The sequence below is a fragment of the Gammaproteobacteria bacterium genome, from assembly GCA_036381015.1.
Classification (GTDB): domain Bacteria; phylum Pseudomonadota; class Gammaproteobacteria; order Steroidobacterales; family Rariloculaceae; genus ZC4RG20.
Map to the genome: position 1 here is coordinate 77,331 of DASVDR010000024.1, position 19,513 is coordinate 96,843.

The following is a 19,513-nucleotide window of genomic DNA, read 5'->3' on the forward strand; positions in this document are numbered from 1 at the left end:
GCCGGGTTGTGGCAATTTGCGGCCGTCGGACGATTCCAATGACGGCGAACCGCGTACTGATCATCGACGACGATGTCCGTCTCACCGAGATGCTCGCCGAATACCTCGCGCCGGAAGGGCTCTCGGTCACGTCGTTCGCGAACGGCTCGCTCGGCTTGCGAGAGGCGCAGACCGGCGAGTACGACCTGATCGTCCTCGACGTGATGCTGCCCGGGCTCTCGGGATTCGAGGTGCTGAGGCAGCTGCGCGAGTCGGGATCGAACACGCCGGTGCTGATGCTCACGGCGCGCGGCGACGACGTCGATCGCATCGTCGGCCTCGAGATGGGTGCGGACGATTACCTGCCGAAGCCGTTCAACCCCCGGGAGCTGCTCGCGCGGATCAAGGCGGTGCTGCGAAGAACGGTCGAGTCGGAGCAGGACGACGTCGTCGAGCTCGAGGTCGGGCCGCTGAAGGCGCATCTTCAGCGCCGAGAGGCTTGGCTCGACGGCCAGCCGCTGCGGCTGACGAACGCGGAGTTCGTCATTATCGCCACGCTGATGCGCGCCGCGGGCGACGTCGTCTCGCGAGAGACGCTGACACGGACCGCGCTCGGCCGGCGACTGCTGCCCGACGACCGAAGCCTCGACACGCACATCAGCAATCTGCGCAAGAAGCTCGGTCAAGAGGCCAGCGACGGAATGCAGATCCGCAGCGTCCGCGGCAGCGGGTACGTGCTCGTGCCGCCGTCGGAGTAGGACGATGAACCTTTTCTGGAAACTGTTCGCGTCGTTCGGGATAGCGATGGCCGTGACGCTCGCGGGCACCGTCTACGTGAGCTTCAAGCTCGCCGAGCAAGCTTTCGATCAGCTGAACTTCGAAGGTCGCGAGCGGATCATCCAAGAAGCGGCGACCGCCCTTCAGGAGGGCGGCGAGTCCGCCCTGCGCCTCTGGATGCTGCGCAACCCGCGTCCGGCGCCGCGCATCGCGCTGCTCGTCCTCGACGATCACGGTAACGAGCTGCTCGGCCGCATGCCGCCGCCGTACGTGATGAGGCTTCTCCGGCAGGAACCGTTCCGCTCGGCGAAGCGTCCGCCGAACGTGCGGCTCGCGCAGCCGACGCCGGAGATCGAAGGGCCGGACGGGCGGGAGTACCGGCTCGTGTTCGCACGCGCGCCGGTCACGTTCCTCGGCATCCTGACGTGGCCGGGCACGCAGCTCGCGGTGCTGACGATCGCGATCATCGTGGCCGCGCTCACGTCATTCGCGTTCGCCCGCTACCTGTCGTCGCCGATCGTCAAGCTGCAAAAGGCCACGCGCGCCCTCGCGGCCGGCGCGCTCGACACGCGGGTCGGGCCGCCCGTCAACCGAAGGCGCGACGAGACCGGGCGGCTTGCCCGCGACTTCGACGCGATGGCGGAGCGGATGCAGGCGCTCGTGACGGACAAGGAGGAGCTGCTGCGGGACGTGTCGCACGAGTTCCGTTCGCCGCTCGCGCGCATTCGCGTCGCGCTCGCGCTCGCCCAGCGGCGTGCCGGCGAAGCGGCCGCCCCCGACCTCGCCCGGATCGAGCAGGAGACCGAGCGGCTGAACGAGCTCGTCGGGCAGGTCATGATGCTGACTCGCCTGCGGACGGAGACCGAGCCGCGACGCGTTCCGGTCGTGATTGCCGACGTCGTCGCGGCGGTCATCGAGGATGCGCGCTTCGAGCACCCCGACGCGACGATTCGCTACACCGCGGCCCAGGTCCAGGCCGTCCTCGGCGACCCGGCCGGCCTGAAGAGCGCGTTCGAGAACGTCCTCCGCAACGCGCTGGCGCATGCGGGCATCGACAAGCCCGTCGACGTCATCGTCGGCGGAACGGCCAAAGAAGTGTTCGTGCGCGTGCTCGATCACGGGCCGGGCGTTCCGGCCGAGGACGTCGAGCGGATCTTCGAGCCGTTCTTCCGGGTCGACGAAAGCCGCGACCATCAGTCCGACGGGCAAGGCATCGGTCTCGCGATCACCGCGCGGGTCATGGAGCTGCACGGCGGCCGCGCGGTCGCCCGGAACCGCCCGGAAGGCGGTCTCGAGGTGGAGCTGGTCGTGCCCGTCGAGCCTCCGGGGGCCGGTCAGAGACTGTAGCCCCGCTCCTCGTGCATCGCGATGTCGAGGCCCTCGGTCTCCTGCTCCGGCGTGACCCGCAGCTTCACGACCGCGTCGACGGCCTTCAAGATCACGAACGTCACCACGCCGCACCAGACGACCGTCGCCACGGCGCCGAGCAGCTGAATGCCGAGCTGCCGGCCGACGCCGACGCCTTCCCCGAGCCCGAGCCCGTCGAGGGCCGGCGCGGAGAACACGGCCGTCAGCAAGAGGCCCGTGAAGCCGCCGACGCCGTGCACGGGAAAGACATCGAGCGAATCGTCGATCTCGAGCTTGCGCTTGATGAATTGCGTCGCGAAGAAGCAGACCGTGCCGGCGACGGCGCCGATCACGAGGCCGCCGATCGGCCCGACGAAGCCCGAGGCCGGCGTGATCGTGCCGAGACCGGCGACCATTCCGGTGACGATGCCGAGGACGCTGGGCTTGCGGAAGCGCACCCACTCCATCGTCATCCAGGCCAGGGAGCCGGCGGCGGCCGCGATGTGGGTGACGAGCAGAGCCATTCCCGCCGCGCCGTTCGCGGCGAGCGCGCTGCCCGCATTGAAGCCGAACCAGCCGACCCAGAGCATCGACGCGCCCGCGACCGTGAGCGTGAGGTTGTGCGGCGGCATCGGCGTCGACGGGAAGCCCCTTCGGTTGCCCATCACTAGGGCTGCGACGAGCGCGGCCACGCCCGCATTGACGTGCACGACGGCGCCGCCCGCGAAGTCGCGGAAGCCGAGGTCGGAGAGCCAACCGCCGCCCCAGACCCAGTGCGCGACGGGGAGGTAAACGAGGAGAAGCCACAGGCCGGAGAACCACAGCAGCGCCGAAAAGCGCATCCGCTCCGCAAAGCCGCCGACGATCAGCGCCGGCGTGATGATCGCGAAAGTGAGCTGAAACGCGACGAAGACCGATTCCGGGATATCACCGCTCAGCGTGTTCACCTCGACGCCTCGCAGCCACGCTTTCGACCATCCGCCGATGATGCCGCCGACGTCGTCGCCGAAGGCGAGGCTGTATCCGAGGACGAGCCACACGACCGATACGAGGCAGCAGATCGCAAAGCATTGCATCAGCACCGAGAGCACGTTGCGGCTGCGCACGAGACCGCCGTAGAACAGCGCGAGACCCGGCAGCGTCATGAACAGCACGAGCGCCGTGGAAGTGAGCAGCCAGCCGGTGGCGCCGGTGTCGAGCTCGCTTTGCGCGAGGGCGGCTGCGGGGCACGCGGCCGCCGCGAGCGCCGTGAAGGTCGCAGTCTTTCGCACAGGTCCCTCCCCCCAAAGGCCTTTCGATGGACGACGCCGGCGATTCGTCGTTCTGTCGGCGCCCGCTTCGTCGCGGCCGGTCGGCGACCGGCCCGCGGCTCAAATCGCCTGGTCGCCGGTCTCGCCCGTTCGGATGCGGTATACCTGCTCGAGATCGGTGACGAAGATCTTGCCGTCCCCGACCTTGCCGGTCTTCGCCGATTCGATGATCGCTTCGATGACTCGCTCGGCAAGCTCGTCCGCGACCGCCACCTCGACCTTGACCTTCGGCAGAAAGTCGACGACGTATTCGGCACCGCGATACAGCTCCGTGTGCCCCCGCTGGCGCCCGAAACCCTTGACCTCGGTGACCGTCATGCCCTGCACTCCGACCTCGGCCAATGCGTTGCGGACGTCATCGAGACGGAACGGCTTGACGACCGCGGTAATCAGCTTCATGAAGCGTCCCCTGTAGTTCTTTTGCGCCCTGTCGAGTTGAACCGCGCCCGCGCCGCGGGCTATCGTGTATGTCCCGGGAATTGGCATTGTAGCGGAGGACCGCCCCGAGCGGCACGGCCCGGCCGCAACAGGGGTCCGGCGGAAACCGGCCGATTCGCCGCCGAACCGGACCGCCGCCGCACGGTCGAACGCATGCAGAAGCAGCGGAGGGACGTTCCATGACGAGACCGAAGAACCGCATCCGACCGTCGGAGATCACGCCCGAGCACGTCTACTTCAACCGGCGCGAGATCCTACGCTCGGCGGTCGCCCTCGGCCTCGTCCCTGCGGCCGCGCCCGCGTTCGGCGCTTCCATTCCAGCCTCCGGCAAATTCTCGAATCTCGCGGAGTGGCCGGGCTCGCTCGACGAGGAGCCCACGGAGTTCGAGCACATCGCCACGTACAACAACTTCTACGAGTTCGGCACGGGCAAAGGGGACCCGGCCCGCAACGCCCATACGCTGAAGCCTCACCCGTGGTCGGTCGAGGTCACCGGCGAGGCCGAGAAGCTCGGCACCTTCGCGCTCGAGGACATCCTGAAACCTCATACGCTCGAGGACCGCGTCTATCGGTTCCGCTGCGTCGAGGCATGGTCGATGATCGTGCCGTGGGTCGGCTTCCCGCTCGGCGACCTGCTGAAGCGCTTCGAGCCGACGTCGCGCGCGAAATACGTGCAGTTCTTCACGTTGAACGACCCCGAGCAGATGCCCGGCCTCCGGTATCCGATCCTCGAATGGCCGTACCGCGAAGGGCTGACCATGGCGGAGGCGATGCATCCGCTCACGCTGCTCACGGTGGGCGTGTACGGCCGCGTGCTGCCGAATCAGAACGGCGCCCCGCTCCGGCTGATCGTCCCTTGGAAGTACGGATTCAAGAGCATAAAGTCGATCGTGCGCATCCACTTTACCGAGCGGCAGCCCGAGTGCACCTGGAACATGTACGCGCCGCAGGAATACGGTTTCTACTCGAACGTCAACCCGAACGTCGATCACCCTCGCTGGAGCCAGGCCACCGAGCGTGTGCTCGGAGCCGGCCTCTTCTCGCCGCGAGTGCCCACCTTGATGTTCAACGGCTACGCCGAGGAGGTGGCGTCGTTGTACGAGGGTCTCGATCTCGTCAAGAACTACTGAGCGTGACGCGCGCGGCCCAAAGCACGCGGACCGCCGCGCTCTCGTTCGATCAGCGAAGCATCGACCTGATCCCGCGCAACCCCGTCGCGGCCGCGAAGGTCGTGGTGTTCGCGGCGTGCCTCGTGCCCCTTGCGATCGTCGCGGCGAAGATCTTCGGGCTCGCGTCGTTCGGCGCGAACCCGGTCGAGGAAGTGCTGTTCACGATGGGCAAGACGGGGCTGAACCTGCTCTGGATCACGCTTGCCGTCACGCCCGTGCGCAAGCTCACGAAGCTGAACTGGCTCGTGCGGCTCCGGCGGATGCTCGGCCTCTTCGCGTTCTTCTACCTGACCCTGCACCTGCTGACCTACATCGGCCTCGACCGGCGCTTCGACTGGGGCTCGCTGATCGTCGACGTCACCGAGCGGCCGTACATCACGCTCGGTATGCTGGGTATCGTGCTGATGATTCCGCTCGCGGTCACGTCGACGAAAGGCTGGCAGCGGCGGCTCGGCCGCAACTGGACGCGCCTGCACCGCCTCGTCTACCCGATCGCGATCCTCGGCGCCGTGCACTTCTGGTGGCAGACGAAAGCCGACATCCGTGAGCCGCTCGTCTACGCGGTCATCCTCTCGCTGCTGTTGGGCTACAGGCTCGTGGACTCGAGGATGCGGGCGCGGCGCAGGGCCGCCGCTCAGCGGCCCGCGGCTCCCTAGAGTCTCGCAAATATCCGCCGTATGGATATTTGCGGGACGTCTAGGTCGGTCGCGTCGACTCAATAGACGCGGAAGTCAATAGACGCGGAAGCCGCCGTGGCGGCGGCGGATCAGCGCGTCGAGCCCGCACCAGCCCCCGGCGAAGCCGCCGACGAGCGTCAACGCGAGGGCGCCCGCGACCCACGGCAGCGGCAAGCTGAGCCGATAGCGATCGAAGCGCGCCTCGTATTCCTCGTTCTGCTGCGCGAGGCGGGCGAGGGACGCTTCCATCTCCTCGAGCGACGCCTTGCGGCCCGCGAGGTCGGCGTCGAGCCGCTCGGACGCTTGCTCGGCCAGCTCCCGGGCCGCCTCGGCCTCGGCGAGCTGCAGGCGGAGCCGGTCGAGCTCGGCCTCGAGCTCCGCGAGACGGCGCCGCGCGGGCTTCTCCGTGACGACGTAGCCCGACTTGACCCAGCCCTCGCGCCCGTCGGGCGTGCGCACTCGCGCGTAGAAGCCCGAGCGCTCGAGCACCTCGAGCGGGGTGCCGCTGACGAGCACGTCGAACGGCTTGTCGCTGGTATCGGGGGCGTGATGAATGCCGAGCTGCAGGATGTCGGTGACGTAGACGGTCTCGGCCCACGCAGGCGCGGCGAGGCAGAGCGCGATGCACGCGGACGGCAGCCATCTTCTCATCGTTCGCCTCGATCAGTTAACAAAATGCGCCGGCGGATTATAGGGAGGGTCGCGCGCACGCCGCCGTGAACTGCGGCACGCGGGATCGCGGCGAGAGACGGGAGCGCTTGGAGCCTATCGCCGCAGTCGGCGCATCATTGCTCGGACGGGCTCCTAGTGGCGTCCCGCAAATACCTATCCATGATGCGTGACGGGACGCTCGCGCACCCACCCCAGCGCTCACTGTGCTCGCGCTGCGGACCCCGGGGCCTGGACGCCCGCGAGCGAGCCTATAGGGCCGTATCCACGGCGGTCCCGGCAAGCACCATGGATGGATATTTGCGGGACACGAGGCTACGTCCGGCCGCCGAGGTAGCGCTTCTCCTCGTTGTGGACGACCTTGAGCGGCTCGGCCCGGTCCGTGTTGCGCAGGACGTCGGCATAGAGCTCGACGATGCTCTCCGCGTGCCGGGCCGCCTCGGTAAACGACATCTTCTGGACCGAAATCTTGATCGCCCCCTCCCGACCCATTGCCGGCGAGCGGTGCATCGCCGCATGGAGGCTCTCGAAGCGCGCGCGTATCGGCTCCGGCACATCCGTCGCCGAGAGATCATCCAGGTAGCGCGCGTACGCCCCGTGCAGCCGCTGCTTCACCGGGCCCTCCCCGACGAGAGTCCGGACCGCCGCTTCGAGTCTTTTGATCAGATGCAGCATCTATCGCGCCTTCGAAGGTGAATACGATTGCGATCGGTGACGGTTGGCCGCGGGCGGCCCGACGAACCGCCGGCCGCGGCGCTGCCGGCGTTAAAGGAATTCGGCCCACCCCCATGCCGTGACCGAGGTATAGCAGATTACGGAAAGCGGCGGCAAGAACGCGCGTCACAACACGGAGACGCTGCGCTCGTCGCCGTTCGGACGCGAGATGCCGAACTTCTTCATCCGATCGGCGAGCGTGCTCGGCTTGAGCCCGAGCAGCTTCGCCGCTCCGTTCGGCCCTGAAACGCGCCACCCCGTAAGCCGTAACGCCTTGAGCATGTTCTCTCGCTCGAGGCTGCGCAGCTGCTCCTCGGTCATGACCTCGTCGTCGTGCTCGTCGGCCGCCGCCTTCGCGACTCGACCGGCGCCGAGGATGTCCGCCATCGCGAGATCGAGCCTCAAGACCTTGCCGCGCGACAGGATCACGGCCCGCTCGATCACGTTCTTGAGCTCACGGATGTTCCCCGGCCAGTCGTAGCGCTTCAGCAGCGCGGCCTGCTGCCGCGACAGCGCGAGCGGCGGGTGCCCGAAATCCTGGCAGGTGCGCTCGAGGAAGTGGCTCGCGAGCTGCACCACGTCGTCGCCGCGCTCGCGGAGGGGCGGCACGTCGATCGGGAACACGCTGAGCCGGTAGTACAGATCTTCGCGGAACCGCCCGGCCTCGACCTCGCGCTCGAGATCGCGGTTCGTCGCGGCGATGACGCGGACGTCGACGGTGTGCGTGCGGTCGTCCCCGACCCGCTCGTACTCGCTTTCCTGGAGCACTCGGAGGAGCTTGCTCTGGAGATCGAGCGGGATCTCGCCCACCTCGTCGAGAAATATCGTGCCGCCGTCGGCGAGCTGGAACCGGCCGACCCGATCCCGGTGCGCGCCGGTGAACGCCCCTTTGACGTGCCCGAAGAACTCGCTCTCGAAGAGCTCGTGGGGAATCGACGCGCAGTTCACTTTCACGAGCGGGCCTTGGCTGCGGGGGCTGCGCGAGTGAATGACGTGGGCGACCAGCTCCTTGCCGACGCCGGACTCGCCCTGAATCAGCACGCTCGCCGAGGTCTGGGCAACCGCCTCGAGGCGCGCGAGCATCTTCTTCAGCGCCGGGCTCTCGCCGATGATCCGGCCGAAGTTCATGGACACCTGCACTTCCTCGCGCAGATAGTCGCGCTCGCGCTCGAGCTCCTCCCTGAGCCGCGCGTTCTCCTCGAAAGCGGCCCGAAGCTGGCGCTCGGCCTGATTTCTCTCGGTGACGTCCTTGGCGGCGACGAGCAGGCCGACGACGTTGCCCTGCTCGTCGCGGTCGGCGCGGGCCGAGAGCAGCACCTCGACGATCTCGCCGGTCTTCGTGACGAGCGTGCGCGGCTCGTTCTCGAGCTCTCCGTGCGCGATGATGTCCTCGAGCCGCCCGCCGGAGAGGAGCGGCGCGCGCGACTCCTCGGCCATGAAATCCGTGATCAAGCGGCCGAGCACTTCCTCGCGGCGGTAGCCGAGCTTCGCGAGCCAGCGATCGCTCACGTGGACGATGCGGCCCCGGCTGTCGACGGTGTGCAGCATCGCGGGCGTTTGGCGGTAGAGCTCGCGGTAGTGCTCCTCGAGGCGCGCCTGCTGGCCGACCTCGGTGAACACGGCCACCGTGCGCAGGTAGTCACCCTCCGCGCCCCGCTCGACGATCGCGCTCGCGAGGCAGTCCACCCGCTCGCCGCTCTTCGTCGTGATGTCGAACGGCACGCTCTCGAGCCGCCCCGTGCGGCGTAGCAGCGGCAGGTACTCCTCGTTGACGCGCCGCGCGGATTCCGGGCTGCCGAGATCCTGCGGGCGCTTGGCCTGCAGCTCCTCACGGCTGTACCCGAAGCGCTTGAGCCACGCGTCGCTCGCGTCGAGGAAGAAACCGTCCTCGTCCAGCGAGACGGTCAGCGCCGGGGCCTTGCGGAACAGCCACTGGTAGCGATCGACGATCGACATGGCTCTATATTTACGATTTTCCGTGAATGAGCGCAACGGATATCCGTGACCTAACGGAAATCCGTGGGCTCATACAGACGTAAGATATTGTTTTACCTACCTCTTGAAATTGGCACGACTGATGCATAGATAGGGCCGCGAGCTGAATGAGGTTCGCAGGATTATCGGAGTTTCGTTAACCAAAGGGAAGAAGAAAATGTTCACGCGAAAAATGGTGGTTCCCGGGGTCGGCGCGGCTCTGTGGCTGCTGGGGGCGCTCGGCCAGCAGGCAGCGGCCACCGAGGAGATCGTCGTGGACGGGCATGAGGCGGCGCGGGCGGAAGCGCAGGAAGCGGAGTTTCGCACGCAACTGGACGAATACGTGCGGTCGTTGGACGAGCAGATCGAAGTTAGGCTCAACGATGCCCTGAAGGAGATCGTCGCGCCGAAGATCGAGCTCGCGAGCGGCCGAGACCCTATCCGCGGTTAAGCGGTGTCGAGCGGCCGCCATTCCTCCCCCATGGCGGCCGCGGCCGAGCCGGGAGGCGTATGTCAGGGGGCCGGGGAAATCCCGGCATCGAACTAAGGACCGGTCTCTTCGCAACGAAGAGGACAAGGAAGTTCGGACCCGGCCCCCTTTTTTTTTCCCTCCCTCTCCCGTTCTCTACCTCTCCCGTCACGGGGCCCGGCCGAGAGCGCTCACGCCGGCCGAAATTCGAGCGCGCGCGCGTGGATTTCCGGGGTCACGACGCCGTCCCGATAGGCGATCCCCCCGTTCACGAGCGTCATCTTGACCGCGGATCGAAATACCGTGCCGGCTAGCGGCGACCATCCGCAACGATAGAGGAGCCGGTCCGGCGTCACCTTCGTCTCCGCGTCGAGGTCGACGACGACGAGGTCGGCGAAGCAGCCTTCACCGATGAACCCGCGGTCGACGATGCGAAACAGCCGCGCCGGGTTGTGCGCCGCCTTTTCGACGATCGCCGTAAGGCTCAGCAGGCCCGCGCGGTGCTGCTCGAGCAGCATTGCGAGCGAATGTTGCACGAGCGGGAGGCCGGAAGGGGCCTCGAAATACTTCCGCGACTTCTCCTCGCGCGTGTGCGGCGCATGATCGGTGGCAATCACGTCGATCTTGTCCTCCACGACGCCCTGCACGAGGGCCCCCCGGTCCCGGGCCGTCTTGATCGCGGGGTTGCACTTGATCAACGCGCCGAGATCCGCGTAACGGGACTCGTCGAACCACAGATGGTGCACGCAAACCTCCGCCGTGACGCGCTTCGCCTCGATCGGTCCCGCGTCGAACAGCTCGAGCTCCTTGGCCGTGCTCACGTGCAGCACATGCAGCCGGGTGCCGTGCCGCTTCGCGAGCCCGACGGCGAGCGACGACGAGGCGTAGCAGGCCTGCGTCGAGCGGATCGCGGGGTGGGCGGACATCGGCACGTCCTCGCCGTACCGCTCGCGGTAGCGCCGCTCGGCGTCCCGGATCATCGGCGTGTCCTCGCAATGCACCGCGACCGGCAAGCGCGCGGAGGCAAAGATCGCCTCGAGCGCCGCGGGATCGTCCACGAGCATGTCGCCCGTGGAGGCGCCCATGAACACCTTGATCCCGCAGGCGTCCGCCGCGCCCGCGCGCGCGATCTCCTCCCGATTCGTGTTCGTCGCGCCGAGGTAAAAGCCGTAGTTCGCGTAACTCGTGCGCGCGGCGGTCGCGCGCTTCGCGGCGAGCGCGGCGAGATCAACCGCCGGAGGTGAGTTGTTCGGCATGTCGAGATAGCTCGTGACGCCGCCGGCCACGGCCGCGCGCGACTCGGATTCGATCGTGCCCTTGCGCGCGTCGCCCGGCTCGCGGAAATGCACCTGATCGTCGATCAGCCCCGGCAGGATGTATTGCCCGGCGACGTCGACGACCTCCGCGTTCGGCGGCAACGCGCCGGGCCCAACGCGGGCGATGCGGTCGTTCTCTAGCAGAAGGTCGGTCTCGAGAATCCGGCCTTCGTTCACGACCCTGCCGTTGACGAGCGCCCTCGTCGTCATCTGCACTTCCTCACCTTTCGCGCTTCGGGCAACCGATCCGTGCCGCGCGCCGGCTGGTGCAGAATGCCGGGCTCGTGCGCCGACGCGAACGGCGGGCTCCGTCCGACGCTTCGTTGACCGCAGCATCGATCGCAGCGCGGACAGAATGCCATCCGGCCGGCGTCACGCGCCACCGCCGGGGGGGCCGCGGCACGCCTCGGGAACTCGAGCGCGGCTGCCGTGGTCTTTCCGAGTCGACCGGTCGGGCGGCCGGTCCGACGAAGACCAACACGGAGAGCACGACCGGCCCCCGCGGCGTTTAAGCCCGGTCGCCCATCGCGCTCGAATCGGGGCTCGAAGGCGGCGAGCGGCAGCGCTCGCGCGTCGCCTTGAAACGCCTGGGGGCACTATGCAGAATTGTCCGCCTTCAACAACCGGCCCGTCTCGCTGCCGATCCGCGCAGCGTGGATGCGCGATTCCGCGCAGCAGCACGGCTTCGAGGCCGCCAAGCACCGGGACAATCGAACAATGACGGCTATGATCGACTGTCAGGGGCTGACCAAGCAGTACGGCCAATTCGTCGCCGTGGACAACCTGAGCTTTCGCGTGGAGCCGGGCGAAGTGCTCGGGTTTCTCGGCCCGAACGGCGCGGGCAAGACGACGACGATGCGCATCGTCGCCGGCTTCCTGCCGGCGACGTCGGGACGAGCGGTCGTCTGCGGGTACGACGTCGAGACGCAGGCCATCGAGGCGAAGCGGCGGATCGGCTACCTCCCGGAGGGCGCCCCGAGCTATCCCGAGATGACGCCGCGCACCTTTCTAGAGTTCGTCGCCGAGGCGCGGGGGATGCCCGCGGCCGGCCGGCAGAAGCGGCTCGAGGAAGTCTACGGTCTGCTGCATCTCGAGCGTGTGCTGGATCAGAGCATCGAGACGCTGTCCAAGGGCTACCGTCGGCGCGTCGGGCTCGCTCAAGCGATCCTGCACGATCCGGAGGTGCTGATTCTCGACGAGCCCACGGACGGGCTCGATCCGAACCAGAAGCACGAAGTGCGCCAGCTGATCGGCACGATGGCGAAAAGCAAGATCATCGTGATCTCCACGCATCTCCTCGAGGAGGTCGACGCCGTCTGCACGCGCGCCGTCGTCATTGCCCGCGGCCGCATCCTCGCGGACGACACGCCGGCGGGTCTCGAGGCCCGCTCGCGGTTTCACAACGCCGTCTCGCTGAAGCTCGCCGATGCGTCGAAGCTGGCCGCCGCCCGTGCCGACATCGCGGCGCTGCCCGAGGTCGCGTCCGTCGAGCTCGACGAACGGAGCGGCAAGCTCACGGCATTTCCGGCCCCGGGCAAGCTGCCCCTCGGCCCGATCGGCAGGCTCGCGGAGCGCAGCGGCTGGGAGCTCGACGAGCTGCACCTCGAGGCCGGCAGGCTCGACGAGGTATTCCGCACGATCACCGGAGGAGCGAGCGCATGAGCGGCACGTTTGCGGTCATGCGGCGCGAGCTGCTCGGCTACTTCTCGACGCCGCTCGCGTACGTATTCATCTTCATCTTCCTCGTTCTCGCAAGCGCCTTCACGTTCTACCTCGGAAACTTCTACGAGCGCGGCCAGGCGGATCTCGCGCCGTTCTTCACGTTCCATCCCTGGCTCTTCCTGTTCCTGGTGCCGGCGCTCAGCATGCGGCTGTGGGCCGAGGAACGCAGATCGGGAAGCATCGAGCTGCTGATGACGCTGCCGGTCACGGTGTGGCAGGCGGTTCTCGGCAAGTTCCTCGCCGCCTGGATCTTCACCGCCCTCGCGGTCGGGCTGACGTTTCCGATCTGGCTCACGGTCAACTACCTCGGCTCGCCGGACAACGGCGTGATCCTCGCCGCGTATCTCGGCAGCATCATGATGGCGGGCGGCTTTCTCGCCGTGGGGTCGTGTCTGTCCGCGGTCACGAAGAACCAGGTGATCGCGTTCATTCTGGCGGTTCTCGTGGCCGTCGTGCTGCTGCTCGCCGGGCTTGCGATCGTGCTCGACCTGTTCGCGGCATGGGCGCCGCAGCCCATCGTCGACGCCATTGCGAGCCTGAGCTTCCTGACGCATTTCCAGAGCATCAGCAAAGGCGTCATCGACGTCAGGGACGTCGTGTACTTCGCGCTCCTCATCGGCTTCGCGCTCTACGCGAACACGATCATCCTCGAGCTCAAGAAGGCCGATTGACATGAACACCGCCGGAAGACGCCGAATCGGGTACTCGACGCTCGTAGTCCTTCTGCTCGTCTTCGTGGCCGCCGTCATGGCGAGCAACACGTTGCTGAAGGGCATGCGGCTCGACCTGACCGAGAACAACCTTTACACGCTTTCCCCGGGCACGAAGTCGTTGCTCGCGGGGCTCGACGAGCCGATCAACCTCTACCTGTTCTTCTCCGACGAGGAGACGGCCGACATCCCGTTCATACGCACTTATGAAGTGAGAGTGCGGGAGCTGCTCGAGGAGATGGCCGCGAGCTCGAACGGGATGCTGCGTCTCGAGGTCGTGGATCCGGAGCCTTTCTCGGAGGAAGAGGATCGGGCCACGCAATTCGGGCTTCAGCCGGTGAATCTCGGCACGCTCGGCGAGAACGTCTTCTTCGGGCTCGCCGGGACGAACGGAGTCGGCGACGAGGCCGCGATTCCGTTCCTTCAGCCGGACAAGGAGCCGTTCCTCGAGTACGACGTCGCGAGGATGATCTACAGCCTCGCGCATCCCGAGAAACCGGTGATCGGCCTCCTCGCCGGCGTGCCGATGAGCGGCGGATTCGATCCGACCGCCGGGAGGCCCTCGTCGCCGTGGGTCATCACGCAGCAGGTCCGGCAGCTGTTCGAGGTTCGAACGCTGCCGTCGAGCCTCGAGTCCATCGACGCGGACGTCGACGTGCTGTGGCTCGTCCATCCGTCGAATCTCGACGAGAAGACGCTCTATGCGATCGACCAGTTCGTGCTCCGCGGCGGCCGCGCGCTGATCTTCGTCGATCCGCTCGCCGAGATCGCGAGCGCCGCGGCCGGCCCGAGCGGTTTCGGCGCCGCCAACGGCTCGAATCTCGATCGGCTGTTCGACGCGTGGGGCGTCGAGTTCTCCGCCGACCAGGTCGTCGTCGACAACGTGTATGCATTGAGCGTGAACACCGGCTTCGGGACGCGACCGGTGCGGCACATCGGGCTCGCCGGTCTCGACGCGCAGGCGATGGATCAGGAGGACGTGATCACCGCGGGCCTCGAGACGATCAACGTCGGGACGGCCGGCCACTTCACCGACGCCGACGAGGACGGCGGCGTTACGCTCACGCCGCTCCTGACGTCGAGCCCGGAGGCCGCGCTGATGCCGGCCGCGCGCTTCCAGTTCCTCGCCGATCCGGGCGATCTGTTGAACGATTTCTCGCCGACCGGCGAGCGCTACGTGCTCGCGGCGCGCCTCGAAGGCCCGATCAAGAGCGCGTTCCCCGACGGGCCGCCGGGCGACGACGAGGCCGCGGACGAGGACGAAGCCGACGCCGAGCAGAACGGGGCGGAGGACGAGGACGCCGCGCCCGAGGAAGCCGCTGAAGCGGAAGCAAGCGCGGCGGACTCCGACGGCGCGGACGAGGAGGGCGAGGGCACCGACGCCGGAGGGCATCTCGCTTCCGCGGAGAACGTGAACGTCGTGCTCGTCGGCGACGTCGACGTGCTGAGCGACCGACTCTGGGTCCAGAGGCAGAGCTTCCTCGGCCAGCAGCTGATCACGGCCTTCGCGAGCAACGGCGACTTCGTGACCAACGCGCTCGACAATCTGTCCGGGAGCGCCGAGCTGATCGGGCTGCGCAGCCGCGCCACGTATTCCCGGCCGTTCACGACGGTCGAAGCGCTGCGGCGTGAGGCCGACGCGAAATTCCGTGCGACCGAGCAGCGGCTTCAGGCCGAGCTCGACGAGACCGAGCGCAGGCTCTCGGAGCTCCAGTCCCAGCGAGACGACGCGACGTCCGTGCTGATGACGCCCGAGCAGCAGGCGGAGATTCAACGCTTTCTCGACCAGCAGGTGCGCATCCGCCAGGAGCTGCGCGCCGTACGTCGAAATCTCGACCGCAGCATCGAGCAGCTCGGCACCACTCTGAAGGTGCTGAACATCGGCGTGATGCCGCTCGGGCTGACGCTGCTCACGCTGCTCGTCTTCCACCTCCGACGACGACACCGGAAGGGGCAACGATGACGACTCGAACGCTCGTAGGCCTCGTCGCGGCTCTGGCCGTGCTCACGCTGCTCGCGCTCTACGGTCAGCGGTCCGAGACGCCGTCTTCGCGGAACGACGCGCTGCTGCTGCCGGAGCTCGAGTCCGCGCTCGCCGACATCGACCGCGTGACGGTCGTCGGCGCGGGCGGGGAGGCGGTCGCCACGATGCGGCGCACTCCGGAGCACTGGCTCATCGCCGAGAAGGACGACTACCCGGCCGACGTCGGCAAGATCAGAGAAGCCCTGCTCGGGCTCGCCCGGGCGCGCATCGTCGAGGAAAAGACGTCGAATCCGGAGTACTACGAACGGCTCGGCGTCCGCGACGTCGACACCGAGGACGCACGCGGTGTCGCGATCACCGCGTTCAGCGGCGACCGGGCCTTCCCGTCGGTCATCGTCGGCGATGCCGCCGGCGGCGGATACCGTTACGTGCGGCTCGCTGACGAGCCCGAGAGCTACCTCGTCGATCAAGAGCTCGACGTGCCGAACAGCGGTGCGGAGTGGGTCGACCCGACGATCGTCGACATCCCGGGCACGCGCATCAGCCGCGTGACGATAGAGCACCCGGACGGCGAGACGGTCACGATCGTCAAGGAGAGCGAGGACCAAACCAATTTCACGGTCGAGAACGTGCCCGAGGGTCGGGAGCTGACCTATGCGGGCGTCGCGAACGTGATCGGCAACTCGTTGCGCGACTTGCGTCTCGACGACGTCGAGGCGGCGACGGAGGAGGCCGGCGATGTCTCGCCGGTGGTCACGACGTTCCACACGTTCGACGGTCTCGTCGTCACGGCCCGAGGCTTCGAGGGTGACGACGGCGCGTGGGTCACGTTCGAGGCGAGTGTCGATCCGGACGCGCAGGCCGCGGTCGAAGAGACTTCGGACGAAGAGACTTCGGATGCGGACGAGGCTTCGGGCGGCGCGGCCGCCGCCGAGCCCGAGACCGAGGCGGCCGACGCCGCTCCTGCCGGAGAGGACGCGGCGGGGACCGCCGACGAGGAGAAGGCAGCCGAGTCGGCGCAAGCCGAAGACGCGGACGACGGCGGCGAGGCGGTCGACCCGGCCGAGGAAGCCGAGCGCATCAACGCCCGTGTGCGCGGGTGGCGCTACAAGATCCCTTCGTATCAGTTCGATCAAATGACGCGCCGGATGGCCGACTTGCTGAAGGCGCCGGAGACCGAATAGCGAGCGCTCCCGCGCCGGTCTCGCGAGGGGCCGCGGCCGTGCTCCGCCGCGCGCCTCTTCGGTCGTCGTGCGAGTTGCGCTAAGCTCGCGCGCTCATGGGTGCACGGCAAAAAGCCCCGGCACGGCCGCTCGCGGCGAGCTACGTCGAAAGGATTCTCAAGGCACGCGTCTACGACGCCGCCATCGAGTCGCCGCTCGACCACGCGCCGCGCCTGTCCCGGCGGCTCGGCAACGACGTCTGGCTGAAGCGCGAGGACCTTCAGCCGGTCTTCTCGTTCAAGGTGCGCGGCGCTTACAACAAGGTCGCGCAGCTGCCGGCAGCGACGCTCACGAAAGGCGTGATCTGCAGCTCGGCCGGAAATCACGCGCAGGGCGTGGCCCTCGCGGCGCGGAAGCGCGGCGTGCGTGCGGTCGTCGTGATGCCGACGAGCACGCCGTCGATCAAGGTGGAAGCCGTCCGGGCGCTCGGCGGCGAGGCCGTTCTCGAGGGCGAGGATTACGACGAGGCGTACGCGCACGCGATGCGCCTCGCCGAAGCCCAGGGCCTCACGTTCGTCCACCCGTTCGCGGACCCCGACGTCATTGCCGGCCAGGGGACGATCGGCGTCGAGCTGACGCGCCAGTGGAAGGAGCCGCCCGCGGCGATCTTCGTGCCGATCGGCGGCGGTGGGCTCGTCGGCGGCATCGGATCGTACGTGAAGCACCTCTACCCCGACGTGCGGATCATCGGCGTGGAGCCCGTGGAGGCGGCCAGCATGCACGACTCGCTGCGGCACGGGGCGCCGGTCACTCTCGACCACGTCGGCATCTTCGCCGACGGCGTCGCCGTGCGGCGCGTCAGCGACCATACGTTCGCGCTCGCCCGCGAGGTCGTCGACGAGATCGTGCTCGTCGAGACCGACGAGATTTGCGCGGCGATCAAAGACATCTTCGAGGACTGCCGCGTCGTCATGGAGCCCGCCGGGGCGCTGTCGGTCGCGGGGCTGAAGCGTTACGCCGACGATCGCGAGCGGCGCGGCGAGCGCTACATCGCGATCGCGAGCGGCGCGAACATCAACTTCGACCGTCTGCGCCACGTGACCGAACGCGCCGAGATCGGCGAGCACCGGGAGGCGCTCATCGCCGCCGAGATACCGGAGCAGCCGGGCGCATTCCTGCGATTTTGCGAAGCCCTCGGCGCGCGCAGCATCACCGAGTTCAACTACCGGTACGCACCTTCCGAGCAAGCGCACATCTTCGTCGGAGTCGCGCTCCAGGGCGACCGGCACGAGGCCTCCGAGCTCGTCGCGAGCCTGTCGGCGCTCGGCTACCCCGTGCTCGATCTCTCCGACAACGAGCTCGCGAAGCTGCATGTCCGCCACATGATCGGCGGACACGTGCCGTCGATCGACGACGAGCTGATCTACCGCTTCGAGTTTCCGGAGCGGCCGGGCGCCCTGCTCAAGTTCCTGAGGGCCATCGGGGACCGATGGAACATCAGCCTGTTCCATTACCGGAACCACGGCTCCGACTACGGCCGCGTGCTCGCCGGCGTTCAGGTGCCGCAAGCGGAAAGGCGCGAGTTCGACGCGCACTTGGATACGCTCGGCTACACGCATGCCGAGGAGACCGGCAACCCCGCATATCGGCTGTTCCTCGGCGCGAACGGAGGCGCGATTCGCTAGCGCTGGCCCGCCTCGCATCCCTTTGCGAAGCCGTCTGCGGCCGGGGATGGCCCCGGCGCACCCCGGCTAAAGGGATTCGATGTGCCGGATCTTGCTCGGCTGCGACAGGCGGTAGAAGCGGCGCAGCTCGCGATGCAAAAGCGAGCCCCGGCTCAACCCCTGCGCGAGATCGGGGCCGAGCGTCAGGCAATACTTCCCGGCGTACCGGTTCGCCGCGCGATAGCGGCGCAGCTCGCTCTGGCTCAGGCCGCGATCGAAGCGCGGGCGCTCGAACAGCCACTCGTGCAGCGCCGCCGGCGGCCGCCCGTCCTGGCGCTGCAGGAGAATGCTCGTCGCGATGAACTTGTCCACCTCCGCCTGCAGCTCCATCTCGAGCAGCCGCACCGGCTTCTCGAGCGCCGCGTTCCAGGCGTAGTACGCGAAGTGGCTCACGCCCTCGAAAGCGGTCCAGAAATCCGCGAGATTGCGCTCGTCGAGACGGCGGGTCGGATCCCGCTCCGCGAGCCTCTCCACGAGGCTCGCCTCGAGATACAGAGACACCTCCGCCTGCCCGTCGCGCTCGGCGATCAGTAGCTTCTCGTCGACGCTGCGCCCGTTCGCGTCGAGCAGATTCGCGATCTTCGGATCGGTGATCAGAAAATCTTCGATGTCGTACGCCAGCTCTAGCGCGTAGATGTCGGCGAGCAGGGCATGGAGGTTAGCCAGCAAAGTTCGCCTCCGGCCGTCCGTTAATGCCGGCTCGTGATGTTCAGTGCACGATCGGGCTCGATGCCTATCCGACGTAGCAGCCGCTCCGCTCGCTTGCTGCCGGTGCGCAGCCACACCTCGTAGAGCCGCAGAACGTCCACGTCGTCGTTGCCGCGCGCCTCATCACGAACCTCGCTCAGCACGTCGACGAAGTCCTGGAACTTCGACGCGAGCTCGGCGAATACGCTCGCGTACGCCTGCCCGCGCACGCTGCCGCGGACGCTTTCCGAAAGCGAGCTGTAAGCCGACCCGCCCATCCGCACGTAGTAGTCCACGTCCACCTGGCGGCGGGCGAGGCTCTCGCCGAAGAAACCGGCCACGAACAGCGCGATGTCGCCGAGCCGTTGAAGCTCGAAGTTGCGTTCCTCGACCGTCGGCGCCTCGGCGGCCTTGGCGAGAATCAACGCGAGCGGCCTCAGCATGCGGCTCTCGGCCGTGCCTTCGTACAGGACCTCGGAGCGGGCGAACAGCGTGAGGAGATTGACGACGTAATACGCCGTGAGATCGTCCGCATCCACTCCCTGCCGGTCCATCGCGCTCGACACGGAATTGCGGAAAAACTCGGTGAGACTCCTGACCGGCCTTACGCGCGTATCGTGCATCGTTCGCATGTCTCCCTCGCTCGCCGCCGACGAGTTCGCCGGCCGAATTCCGGCCGGCGCT

18 protein-coding genes are annotated in these 19,513 nt (G+C 67.7%); 10 read left to right on the plus strand and 8 right to left on the minus strand.

What is annotated here, in order from left to right:
- Nucleotides 1-38: 38 nt before the first annotated feature.
- Complete coding sequence (locus VF329_08830; protein HEX7081103.1) at nt 39-737, plus strand: response regulator transcription factor; 699 nt, start codon at nt 39-41, stop codon at nt 735-737.
- 4 nt (nt 738-741) lie between these two features.
- On the plus strand, nt 742-2,103 hold the full coding sequence (locus VF329_08835; GenBank protein ID HEX7081104.1) for an ATP-binding protein: 1,362 nt from the start codon (nt 742-744) through the stop codon (nt 2,101-2,103).
- On the opposite strand, the gene VF329_08840 is transcribed toward VF329_08835, so the two are convergent.
- Together VF329_08840 and VF329_08845 are read right to left on the minus strand one after the other, a co-directional pair.
- Nucleotides 2,091-3,374: an ammonium transporter gene (locus VF329_08840; protein ID HEX7081105.1), complete on the minus strand. Its 1,284-nt coding sequence runs from the start codon at nt 3,372-3,374 to the stop codon at nt 2,091-2,093. The two genes, VF329_08835 and VF329_08840, sit on opposite strands and share 13 nt — an antisense overlap.
- Before the next feature lie 99 nt (nt 3,375-3,473).
- On the minus strand, nt 3,474-3,812 hold the full coding sequence (locus tag VF329_08845; GenBank protein ID HEX7081106.1) for a P-II family nitrogen regulator: 339 nt from the start codon (nt 3,810-3,812) through the stop codon (nt 3,474-3,476).
- Between the two features lie 218 nt (nt 3,813-4,030).
- Here VF329_08845 and msrP point away from each other — a divergent pair, with 218 nt between their 5' ends.
- Together msrP and VF329_08855 are read left to right on the plus strand one after the other, a co-directional pair.
- Nucleotides 4,031-4,981 carry a protein-methionine-sulfoxide reductase catalytic subunit MsrP gene (gene msrP / locus VF329_08850; GenBank protein ID HEX7081107.1) on the plus strand — a complete coding sequence of 317 codons (951 nt, stop codon included), beginning with the start codon at nt 4,031-4,033 and terminating at the stop codon, nt 4,979-4,981.
- Nucleotides 4,982-5,046: 65 nt separating this feature from the next.
- Nucleotides 5,047-5,676: a protein-methionine-sulfoxide reductase heme-binding subunit MsrQ gene (locus VF329_08855; GenBank protein HEX7081108.1), complete on the plus strand. Its 630-nt coding sequence runs from the start codon at nt 5,047-5,049 to the stop codon at nt 5,674-5,676.
- A gap of 75 nt (nt 5,677-5,751) precedes the next feature.
- On the opposite strand, the gene VF329_08860 is transcribed toward VF329_08855, so the two are convergent.
- The 3 genes from VF329_08860 to VF329_08870 all read right to left on the minus strand — a co-directional run bounded on the left by VF329_08860 (nt 5,752) and on the right by VF329_08870 (nt 9,036).
- Nucleotides 5,752-6,348, minus strand: coding sequence for a TIGR04211 family SH3 domain-containing protein (locus VF329_08860; GenBank protein ID HEX7081109.1), 597 nt, complete (start codon nt 6,346-6,348; stop codon nt 5,752-5,754).
- A gap of 333 nt (nt 6,349-6,681) precedes the next feature.
- Nucleotides 6,682-7,041: a hypothetical protein gene (locus VF329_08865; GenBank protein HEX7081110.1), complete on the minus strand. Its 360-nt coding sequence runs from the start codon at nt 7,039-7,041 to the stop codon at nt 6,682-6,684.
- Between the two features lie 165 nt (nt 7,042-7,206).
- Nucleotides 7,207-9,036 (minus strand): sigma 54-interacting transcriptional regulator, encoded by a 1,830-nt coding sequence (locus VF329_08870; GenBank protein HEX7081111.1) that lies wholly within the window; start codon nt 9,034-9,036, stop codon nt 7,207-7,209.
- A 196-nt stretch (nt 9,037-9,232) separates the two neighbouring features.
- Here VF329_08870 and VF329_08875 point away from each other — a divergent pair, with 196 nt between their 5' ends.
- Nucleotides 9,233-9,505, plus strand: coding sequence for a hypothetical protein (locus VF329_08875; protein HEX7081112.1), 273 nt, complete (start codon nt 9,233-9,235; stop codon nt 9,503-9,505).
- 209 nt (nt 9,506-9,714) lie between these two features.
- Here the strand turns inward: VF329_08875 and VF329_08880 are convergent, their stop codons facing one another.
- On the minus strand, nt 9,715-11,049 hold the full coding sequence (locus tag VF329_08880) for a dihydroorotase (protein HEX7081113.1): 1,335 nt from the start codon (nt 11,047-11,049) through the stop codon (nt 9,715-9,717).
- Between the two features lie 516 nt (nt 11,050-11,565).
- Here VF329_08880 and VF329_08885 point away from each other — a divergent pair.
- From VF329_08885 to ilvA, 5 genes are all read left to right on the plus strand, one after another.
- Entirely contained in the window at nt 11,566-12,501 is a 936-nt protein-coding gene (locus VF329_08885; protein HEX7081114.1) for an ABC transporter ATP-binding protein, read from the plus strand.
- Complete coding sequence (locus VF329_08890; protein HEX7081115.1) at nt 12,498-13,232, plus strand: ABC transporter permease subunit; 735 nt, start codon at nt 12,498-12,500, stop codon at nt 13,230-13,232. Before VF329_08885 ends, VF329_08890 begins: the two co-directional genes overlap by 4 nt.
- A 1-nt stretch (nt 13,233) precedes the next feature.
- A complete protein-coding gene (locus tag VF329_08895; protein HEX7081116.1) occupies nt 13,234-15,234 on the plus strand; it encodes a Gldg family protein in 2,001 nt (666 codons plus the stop codon).
- Nucleotides 15,231-16,439, plus strand: coding sequence for a DUF4340 domain-containing protein (locus VF329_08900; GenBank protein HEX7081117.1), 1,209 nt, complete (start codon nt 15,231-15,233; stop codon nt 16,437-16,439). The genes VF329_08895 and VF329_08900 overlap by 4 nt, the downstream gene beginning before the upstream one ends.
- A 95-nt stretch (nt 16,440-16,534) precedes the next feature.
- Nucleotides 16,535-18,103 carry a threonine ammonia-lyase, biosynthetic gene (gene ilvA, locus VF329_08905; protein HEX7081118.1) on the plus strand — a complete coding sequence of 523 codons (1,569 nt, stop codon included), beginning with the start codon at nt 16,535-16,537 and terminating at the stop codon, nt 18,101-18,103.
- A gap of 66 nt (nt 18,104-18,169) precedes the next feature.
- Here the strand turns inward: ilvA and VF329_08910 are convergent, their stop codons facing one another.
- Nucleotides 18,170-18,811, minus strand: coding sequence for a hypothetical protein (locus VF329_08910; GenBank protein ID HEX7081119.1), 642 nt, complete (start codon nt 18,809-18,811; stop codon nt 18,170-18,172).
- 20 nt (nt 18,812-18,831) lie between these two features.
- Nucleotides 18,832-19,461, minus strand: a complete 630-nt coding sequence (locus tag VF329_08915) for a hypothetical protein (GenBank protein ID HEX7081120.1) — start codon at nt 19,459-19,461, stop codon at nt 18,832-18,834.
- Nucleotides 19,462-19,513 lie beyond the last annotated feature (52 nt).

Coding starts and splice junctions, on each gene's coding strand:
- VF329_08830 (HEX7081103.1), top strand. CDS start 39: ATGACGGCGAACCGCGTACTGATCATCGACGACGATGTCCGTCTCACC.
- VF329_08890 (HEX7081115.1), top strand. CDS start 12,498: ATGAGCGGCACGTTTGCGGTCATGCGGCGCGAGCTGCTCGGCTACTTC.
- msrP (HEX7081107.1), top strand. CDS start 4,031: ATGACGAGACCGAAGAACCGCATCCGACCGTCGGAGATCACGCCCGAG.
- VF329_08860 (HEX7081109.1), bottom strand. CDS start 6,348: ATGAGAAGATGGCTGCCGTCCGCGTGCATCGCGCTCTGCCTCGCCGCG.
- ilvA (HEX7081118.1), top strand. CDS start 16,535: ATGGGTGCACGGCAAAAAGCCCCGGCACGGCCGCTCGCGGCGAGCTAC.
- VF329_08885 (HEX7081114.1), top strand. CDS start 11,566: ATGATCGACTGTCAGGGGCTGACCAAGCAGTACGGCCAATTCGTCGCC.
- VF329_08880 (HEX7081113.1), bottom strand. CDS start 11,049: ATGACGACGAGGGCGCTCGTCAACGGCAGGGTCGTGAACGAAGGCCGG.
- VF329_08845 (HEX7081106.1), bottom strand. CDS start 3,812: ATGAAGCTGATTACCGCGGTCGTCAAGCCGTTCCGTCTCGATGACGTC.
- VF329_08875 (HEX7081112.1), top strand. CDS start 9,233: ATGTTCACGCGAAAAATGGTGGTTCCCGGGGTCGGCGCGGCTCTGTGG.
- VF329_08865 (HEX7081110.1), bottom strand. CDS start 7,041: ATGCTGCATCTGATCAAAAGACTCGAAGCGGCGGTCCGGACTCTCGTC.
- VF329_08900 (HEX7081117.1), top strand. CDS start 15,231: ATGACGACTCGAACGCTCGTAGGCCTCGTCGCGGCTCTGGCCGTGCTC.
- VF329_08895 (HEX7081116.1), top strand. CDS start 13,234: ATGAACACCGCCGGAAGACGCCGAATCGGGTACTCGACGCTCGTAGTC.
- VF329_08870 (HEX7081111.1), bottom strand. CDS start 9,036: ATGTCGATCGTCGATCGCTACCAGTGGCTGTTCCGCAAGGCCCCGGCG.
- VF329_08915 (HEX7081120.1), bottom strand. CDS start 19,461: ATGCGAACGATGCACGATACGCGCGTAAGGCCGGTCAGGAGTCTCACC.
- VF329_08835 (HEX7081104.1), top strand. CDS start 742: ATGAACCTTTTCTGGAAACTGTTCGCGTCGTTCGGGATAGCGATGGCC.